This is a genomic window from Pseudomonadota bacterium (assembly GCA_018242545.1).
In the GTDB taxonomy this organism is placed as follows: domain Bacteria; phylum Pseudomonadota; class Alphaproteobacteria; order 16-39-46; family 16-39-46; genus 16-39-46.
The window spans coordinates 1-7,667 of sequence record JAFEBT010000078.1; the positions used below are offsets into that span (position 1 = coordinate 1).

7 protein-coding genes are annotated in these 7,667 nt (G+C 35.5%); 5 read left to right on the forward strand and 2 right to left on the reverse strand.

Going from position 1 to position 7,667, the window contains the following annotated elements:
• Positions 1–462 precede the first annotated feature (462 nt).
• From dnaA to JSS34_07935, 5 genes are all read left to right on the forward strand, one after another.
• Positions 463–1,962, forward strand: a complete 1,500-nt coding sequence (gene dnaA / locus JSS34_07915; protein MBS0186240.1) for a chromosomal replication initiator protein DnaA — start codon at positions 463–465, stop codon at positions 1,960–1,962.
• A gap of 26 nt (positions 1,963–1,988) precedes the next feature.
• Entirely contained in the window at positions 1,989–3,137 is a 1,149-nt protein-coding gene (gene dnaN / locus JSS34_07920; GenBank protein MBS0186241.1) for a DNA polymerase III subunit beta, read from the forward strand.
• A 110-nt stretch (positions 3,138–3,247) separates the two neighbouring features.
• Positions 3,248–3,571, forward strand: a complete 324-nt coding sequence (locus tag JSS34_07925) for a hypothetical protein (protein ID MBS0186242.1) — start codon at positions 3,248–3,250, stop codon at positions 3,569–3,571.
• Between the two features lie 126 nt (positions 3,572–3,697).
• Complete coding sequence (locus JSS34_07930) at positions 3,698–3,940, forward strand: hypothetical protein (GenBank protein ID MBS0186243.1); 243 nt, start codon at positions 3,698–3,700, stop codon at positions 3,938–3,940.
• An 85-nt stretch (positions 3,941–4,025) separates the two neighbouring features.
• Positions 4,026–5,324 (forward strand): amino acid permease, encoded by a 1,299-nt coding sequence (locus JSS34_07935; protein ID MBS0186244.1) that lies wholly within the window; start codon positions 4,026–4,028, stop codon positions 5,322–5,324.
• Positions 5,325–5,375: 51 nt separating this feature from the next.
• On the opposite strand, the gene JSS34_07940 is transcribed toward JSS34_07935, so the two are convergent.
• Positions 5,376–5,888 carry a hypothetical protein gene (locus JSS34_07940; GenBank protein ID MBS0186245.1) on the reverse strand — a complete coding sequence of 171 codons (513 nt, stop codon included), beginning with the start codon at positions 5,886–5,888 and terminating at the stop codon, positions 5,376–5,378.
• A gap of 146 nt (positions 5,889–6,034) precedes the next feature.
• Complete coding sequence (locus JSS34_07945; GenBank protein ID MBS0186246.1) at positions 6,035–7,450, reverse strand: peptidoglycan DD-metalloendopeptidase family protein; 1,416 nt, start codon at positions 7,448–7,450, stop codon at positions 6,035–6,037.
• Positions 7,451–7,667: the final 217 nt, after the last annotated feature.

Sequence of the window (7,667 nt, forward strand, 5' to 3'; positions counted from 1 at the left end):
AAATCAATTCATTAGTATTCTTTTTTCCTTCTTGATGAAAAGTGGACACAACCTAGTCTTTATGCATTTTTCACTTTTGCATAAGAATGAGTTGTATAATTATTAAATGACGAAAATCTTATATTTAACCGGTATAACGTTTAACAATCTGATTTTAAAGGATAAAATAGTCAGTTGTTTTTAAAGGGAATTTTATGGATTTAAATGTGATTTTTGATCTTGTATGTTCATGATATCTCCGTTATATTTTTTGACAGACGATCACCCTACATGAGCGTTTCTCTGTCCTTAAGGCTCCTTTTAAGGATGGGGAGTTTTTACCAAAAATATAATCTAAACGATCAAGAGATGTTTTCTCTAAAAAAACATAAACAAACTCTTTCTTAAAGATAGAATTTTGGTTTTACTAAGGAAAGGCAACATGTTTGATGTTTTTAATTCTTAATTGGCGAGAGAAATCTTATGGCAGATGTTGGTTCTTTTCAAAATCGTGTTGAGGCACTTGATCTGCCAGAAGGATCTTCTTTTTTAGATAGCGTCACCTTTCTATCGGAAAAAAAGGATCTTTTTGAAAAAGAAAATAAAGAACTTGCCCCTTCTCTTTGGGAAACTATCCAAGAGGCTCTTAAGAAAGAATTTGGAAAATCGAGTTTTGATACATGGTTTAAACATTTAGAAATTGTTTCTTTTGAAGAAGAAAGATTTGTTTTATCTTTGCCAACTCTTTTCTTACGAGATTGGATATCCACGCATTATGGTTCCCGTCTTAAACTGCTTTTGCGCCAAATAATTCCTTCTTTAAAGGAAATTGATTTTATCGTGATTTTTTCCCAAGAAGAAGCAAAAATTCAGGAAACACCTTTAAAATTAGTAGGCACTTCTTCTTCGCTTGATCAAAACGCAAGTGATGAAAATGAGGAATCATTTTATTCAAATACCTTTGGGGGTGATTTGGATCCGCGATTTACATTTGAAAATTTTATTGTTGGAAAACCTAATGAACTTGCTTATGCAGCAGCTTTACGGGTTGCAGAAGAAAAAAATGTAACTTTTAATCCTCTTTTTTTATATGGAGGTGTTGGCCTTGGAAAAACACATCTTATGCATGCAATTGCATGGAAGATAAGGCAACTTCACCCGAAGCGTCGGTTTATCTACTTATCTGCTGAAAAGTTTATGTACCAATTCATTCGGGCTTTGAGACATAAAGACACAATGGCTTTTAAAGAGCAGTTTCGATCTGTTGATGTTCTAATGATAGATGATGTACAGTTTATTTGTGGAAAAGAGTCAACGCAGGAAGAGTTTTTTCATACATTCAACGCTCTTGTTGATCAAAATCGTCAAATAATTGTTTCTGCAGATAAATCGCCTTCCGATTTAAACGGTATTGAGGAAAGAATGAGGTCTCGTTTAGGGTGGGGGCTTGTTGCAGATATTCATCCCACAACTTATGAGTTGAGACTTGGTATTCTTCAATCCAAAGCTGAAACAATGAAATTAAAAATTCCTGGAAAAGTTATGGAATTTATTGCTCATAAAATTTCCTCTAATGTTCGCGAATTAGAGGGGGCCTTAACGCGCATTGCAGCCCATAGTTCTTTTGTTGGCAGAGAAATAACGCTTGAGATGACCCAAGATGTCCTTAAGGATCTTTTGCGTGCAAATGATCGGCGAATTACCTTAGATGATATTCAAAAACGTGTTTCTGAAAGATATAATATTAAGCTCTCTGATTTTCAGTCGCTCTCACGGGCACGCATGTTTGCACGCCCGAGACAAATAGCTATGTATTTAGCAAAAACTTTAACAACAAAATCTTTTCCAGATATTGGACGGGCTTTTGGAGGGCGTGATCATACAACTGTGGTTCATGCTGTTAAAACGATTGACAAATTAAAAGAAACAGATTCTGAACTCTTGCAAGATCTCGAATTTTTAACACAAATGTTACAAAGTTAGCAGTAAAATAAGATAGGTGAAATATTATGAAAGCCATTATTGGTCGCTCTGATCTTCTTAAAGCATTGCAGCATGCAAAAGGAATCATTGAAAAAAGGACCACCGTTCCAATTTTGTCTAATATTTTAATTGAAGCAGGACAGGGGAACGAATTGATATTATCCTCGACTGACTTAGAGCTCTCGATTCATGAATCTTTGGTTGCACAAAAAGTGGAAGAGATGGGCGCGATTACAGTATCGGCGCAAATGCTTTATGATATTATTAGTCGGCTTCCAGAGGATTCTTTTCCAGAGCTTTCATGTCATCAAGATACAATAGAAGGAAGAGAGCCCTTTAATATTCGCGTTAATAGATCAACATTTCGGTTAAGTACACTTCCTGCAGAAGAATATGCCGAAATTAAACCGATGGTTTCTCCCTATAGATTTACAATGAAAGCGTCTGATTTGAACGATCTTATTGAAAAAACGCGTTATGCAATGTCACAAGAAGAGTCTCGTTATTATCTTAATGGTCTTTATTTTGAGGTATTGCTGAATGATGACAAGCCTTTTTTGAGAGCGGTTGCGACGGATGGGCATCGTCTTGCAAAGGCAGAAGCCACAGAGATTCAATTTGGAAAAAATGTTGATGTGTCGTCTTTACCAAAAATTATTGTTCCACAAAAAACAATTTCTGAAGTTGTGAAACTTTTGGATAAGGGAGGTGAAGTCATTATCTCCTTTTCATCAAGAAGCATTTCTTTTACCTTTGGCGGAGTTCATTTGCAATCTCGTTTGATTGATGGAACTTTCCCTGATTATGAAAAAGTTATTCCAAATGATAATCCTTTTTTTCTGAAGGTTCCTACAAAACTTTTTGCAGACGCTGTGGATCGGGTCTCGGTTATGGCTTCTGATAAAACACATACAATTAAGCTGACAATTCAAGAGGAAACGTTGATGTTATCGTCTTCAAATCCTGATCTTGGAACAGCATTTGAAGAAGTTGAAGTTTCATATGCAGGTGTTCCCTTTGAAACCGGCTTCAATGCGCGATATCTTTTAGATGCGGCTCGCCATATTAAAGGAGATATGCTTAGTATTGCTTTGAAAGATCCAGGATCGGCAATTTTGTTACAAGATGAAAAAGATCCAGGGCTTTCTTTTGTTGTTATGCCGATGCGTGTTTAAGAAAAACAAAAGGAAATGGAAAAATTTTTCTTTTAACAGAAAATACAAGATTTCCTTTTTCTTTAATAAATGTGGAGAGTCCTCAACACCTTGTAAAGGCTGCTTATTTTTTGATTGAAAATCAAAAAGAAAATTCTGCGGCTCTTGAGAATTTTTTTTATCATTGTTCTTTTGAAAAAGCACATACATTTGGAATTTCTCTGTGGGCATATGCTTATAAAGAATGTCAAAATCTTTGGAAAGAACGACAGCTCATTTTTAAAGAAGATTCCCCTTTTTTTCCTTTCATTCTAAATGTGCAAGCTTCTTCTGGATTTATTTTTTTAGGAATGAGGCTTGGATTAAAGTATTTTTTATACGAAAAAGATTTTGAAATTTTTACAAAACTTCAAAATCTTGTGCGCCAACAAGGTGGGGAATTATTTTCATTATGAAAGAAGCTAGGTAGGATAAAGCTCAAATCTTTGCTGTAATCATATATTTTCTTCTGTTTGAAAAATTTTTGTGATAAGGTTTCTCCTAATCCACAGGATTTATTTTAGAATTTAGAAAGTTTTCGAATGATGGGCTATTTTGGAACATTAATAATTTTTTTAAGTGTTGTTTTGAATGCAGGAGCTTATGGGACCCTTCCTGAGCAGGCAAACGTTTCAGATATTCAGCATCAGCAAGCTTTAAAAGAATGTCGCACTCATCGCTGTAAATGTAGTCCTGTTAAAGAAAAAGAGACAAATGAGAAAAGCAATCCAAGCGTATGTGGCGTTTGTGTTCTTAAGTGTATGAAAGAAGTAGATTCACAATAGATCTATTGAGTTATTATGAAATTTTGGGGAAATACTTTTAAAGCAATTTCTTGAAATCGGTATATCGGGTTTTAAAGGTGATTTGATGTCGCGTAAAATTGGTTTTTGGTCTGTCTTTGCTCTTGTTACCGGAAGTCAAATTGGGTCGGGCGTTTTTATGTTGCCCGCCAATCTTGCTCCTTATGGCTTCTTAGGATTAATGGGATGGGTGATTTCAGGGACTGGAGCGATTGCTCTTGCTTTGGTATTTGGAAAACTCTGTTCTTGGTTACCTCAAACAGGAGGTCCTCATGTCTATGTTAATAAGGCATTTGGTCCTGTTTTTGCATTTTTTACAGGATGGACTTATTGGGTTATTTCTTGGGTAAGCACGACTGTTGTCATTGTTGCAAGTATTGGTTATTTAACAGCTGTTATAGGTATTCATTCGTCTTCCGTTAATTTAGGTCTTGAAATTGGATTAATTCTCATTATTACGCTTTTAAATCTTAGGGGCGTAAAGACGGCAGGACAAGTTGAATTTTTTTTAACGATGCTTAAAATTATTCCTTTAATTATTATGCCCCTTATGGCCTTTTTTATTTTTAATAAAGAGTGTTTTATAACCGAATTGCCCACCTCATTTTCTTCACTTTCCCACTCTTTGAGTGCTGTAACTTTATTAACTTTATGGGCTTTTATTGGTGTAGAATCTGCAACAACGCCAGCAGGTTCTGTTGAAAATCCTTCCAAAACAATACCGCGGGCAATTGTCTTAGGAACAATTTGCGTTGCAATTTTATATTTTCTAAACAGTCTTGGGATTATGGGGGTTGTACCAGGAAATGAACTTATGAATTCGGCAGCACCTTATGGAGATGCAGCTCAAAAAATATTTGGTGGAAATTGGCATTTAATTATTTCGGGAATTGCTTCAGTTGTTTGCATTGGAACCATAAATGCCTGGGTATTAGCTAGCGGACAAATTTCGAGTGGCCTTGCACAAGATGGACTTCTTCCAAGTTTTTTTGGCAAAAAGAATAAAAAAGATGCCCCTTATTATAGTCTTTTAATCAGCTTTTTAGGAATTATTCCGCTTTTAGTGTTAACCGCCCAAGAAAATCTAGCACGTCAAATGAATGTAATTCTTGATTTTTCTGTAACAGCTTTCCTTTTTGTTTATCTTATCTGTTGTTTTGCTTTCTTTAAACTTCTTCCACGTCATCAAAAAAGAACGTTTTTTGTTTATATTTATGGGGGGATTGCTCTTTTATTTTGTGCGTGGGTTCTTTATGAAACACCTTTAAAAACGCTTTGTATCTCAGGAATGTTTACAGCCACAGGGATTCCTCTTTTTATGTGGCGCTATCGTCAAATAAAAGCATTTGGATTAGAACAAGAATGAATTTTTATATTATATAATAGTTTTTTCTTAGCCTTTCCAGTCTTTATATGCTTATTTCTTTTTGTAATAAACTTCTTCTATCTGCCCAATTTTACCTTTTGAGGCCCTTAAAATGGCAATGACTTCAAAATCTCCAGCTTTTTCTGAATGAAGAAGATAATGAAGGGTGCATTTTGTATTATCTTTTGAAGGAATGATTTCTTTGGATTCAATTGTCCACTTTCCTGCGAAATCTCTTACGCCTTTTAATTGATTAAGAAGTTTTGATCTATCTGAGACCAATTCTTCTCCATTTGCTATTTTCTTAAATATAGGTAAGAAGAGTGTTTCAGAAATGGCGTTAAAATCCTTTGGAACATCTTGTCCAAAATCATGTTGAAATTGGGTGTAAGTTTCTGCAAGTTTCAAAACTGAATTTTTATCTTCTGGTTTAAAAGAATCAGACGGAGAGGAGATAGCAATGTTCTGTTCTAAGGCCGCAAGAGAGACAGAGTTTGTAAGAATGAAATTTATTTGAAAAATCAAATATGTAAGCATTCCTAAATTTAAAATTCTTTTTAGCATTAAGGCCTCCTAAGATAATTGTAAATATGTTGAAGTGCGTTTTAATTTAAAAAGTCTCGGTGAATTTTTTATAATTTATAAAAAATATTCACAATTTGTAAAGTATAATGCATAGGCCGATCATCAAAGAAAGATCATAGGTATTTTTAAGATTGATCTTCATCACGTGTATTTAGAGCAAAGCGCGCACTTTCAGAAAGTTTAGCCATTTGATGATCAATTGATTTTTTAGCGGCTAAGAATTTCTGCAGAGCTTTTCCTTCAAGTTTTCCAGAAGAAAGATTGGCCGCTAACATTGGATTAATTTTGGTTCCGTTTTTGTGTACTTCAAAATGAAGATGGGGTCCTGTTGCCTGTCCCGTTTGTCCCACATATCCAATAGGGGCCCCTTGAGCGATCTTAACACCTGGACGAATGCCTTTGGCAAATTTACTCAGATGAGCATAAACCGTTGAATATTCTTTATTGTGCCTAATTTTAACAATATTTCCAAGCCCTCCACTTCGACACGCTTTTAGAACTTCCCCGCCTCCCGCTGCAAAAACAAGAGTTCCCATTGGGGCACTAAAATCAACGCCCTCATGCTTTTTTGTATATCCTAAGATAGGATGACGACGATTTCCAAACCCTGATTGAACACGTGCACCATTGATCGGTGTTTTCATAAGCGATTTTCGAATGCTGGCCCCATGCTCATTATAAAAAGAGACTTTTCCATTTTCTGCAAAACGGTAAAGCTGGACGGGCTTTTTCTTTGAAGGAACAATTTGAGCATAAAGAACATCTCCAACGCGGTCACGGCCGGATTGTGGATCATAATGACGCTCGAAAACAACCGAAAAGCTATCGCCTTTTTTAATATCACGTTGAAAATCAATATCATAACTGAAAGCACGAATAAGAGGCGTGATGACACGCGAGGGGATACCTTTTGCCGTCGCGCTTGCAAGAAGCGTTGACTGAATTTTAAAAGATATCTTCTTCAATTCTTTTTTTACAGGCGTTTCTAATGCCGTTGCCTTAAATTTTCCATCTTTATTGAGAGCAAGAGAGACGTTTTTACCAAGATCCGGATAAAAACTAAGTTCGACAAGTTCAACAGATTGGTCTGGATGATGTTTACATTTAATATTAATGTCTTGGCCAGCTTTAAGAGTTTTTGTGTTATAAACAGGTTTTAAAGCCGCAAGAGCTTGTTGTACTTCTGATTTATTAATTCCAGCACCTGTTAAAAGCGCAAGAAGAGTCTCTCCGCGACTGATTTGTAATGTTTCTTTTTTAATTTTAGGGGCGGGGACATCTTGAGCCTGCATATCTTCTTGTTTAGGGCAGTCAAGGGATGCAATAAGGGGTTCTGAAGAAGAAGAGGAGGATATTTCAGGGAGTTGAAGAGGGGGAGGAAGAAGAGGTTGTTTTTCGGGTAAAGAGGGAAGAGAAGCCATATAGGAAGGTGCCACAATTGGTTTCATTTCAGAAGAAATAAGAATCAAATGCGACATGGAAATGCCAAAAGCAAGTGTCAAACAAGCAACACCAGCGATTTTTTGTCGGTTTTTTTCCATATGATATGACGATTATGATGGTTAAATTAACTTAGAGAGAATATCCTCTGCCTCCAATACTTTGACAGTCTTGGTCAAAACTGTCAAGGTGCTTTAGATTTTTTTGATTTTAACACATTATTGATTTATATCAGGCTCTTAAAAGATATTAAGATCTTTTTCTGAGAGTGTTTACATATAGATAGATAAATGTCATAATATTTTGAAATGAGAAAGG

Excerpts from the sequence above, each read along its gene's own strand:
- dnaA (MBS0186240.1), top strand. The coding sequence starts at position 463 with ATGGCAGATGTTGGTTCTTTTCAAAATCGTGTTGAGGCACTTGATCTG.
- dnaN (MBS0186241.1), top strand. The coding sequence starts at position 1,989 with ATGAAAGCCATTATTGGTCGCTCTGATCTTCTTAAAGCATTGCAGCAT.
- JSS34_07930 (MBS0186243.1), top strand. The coding sequence starts at position 3,698 with ATGATGGGCTATTTTGGAACATTAATAATTTTTTTAAGTGTTGTTTTG.
- JSS34_07935 (MBS0186244.1), top strand. The coding sequence starts at position 4,026 with ATGTCGCGTAAAATTGGTTTTTGGTCTGTCTTTGCTCTTGTTACCGGA.
- JSS34_07940 (MBS0186245.1), bottom strand. The coding sequence starts at position 5,888 with ATGCTAAAAAGAATTTTAAATTTAGGAATGCTTACATATTTGATTTTT.
- JSS34_07945 (MBS0186246.1), bottom strand. The coding sequence starts at position 7,450 with ATGGAAAAAAACCGACAAAAAATCGCTGGTGTTGCTTGTTTGACACTT.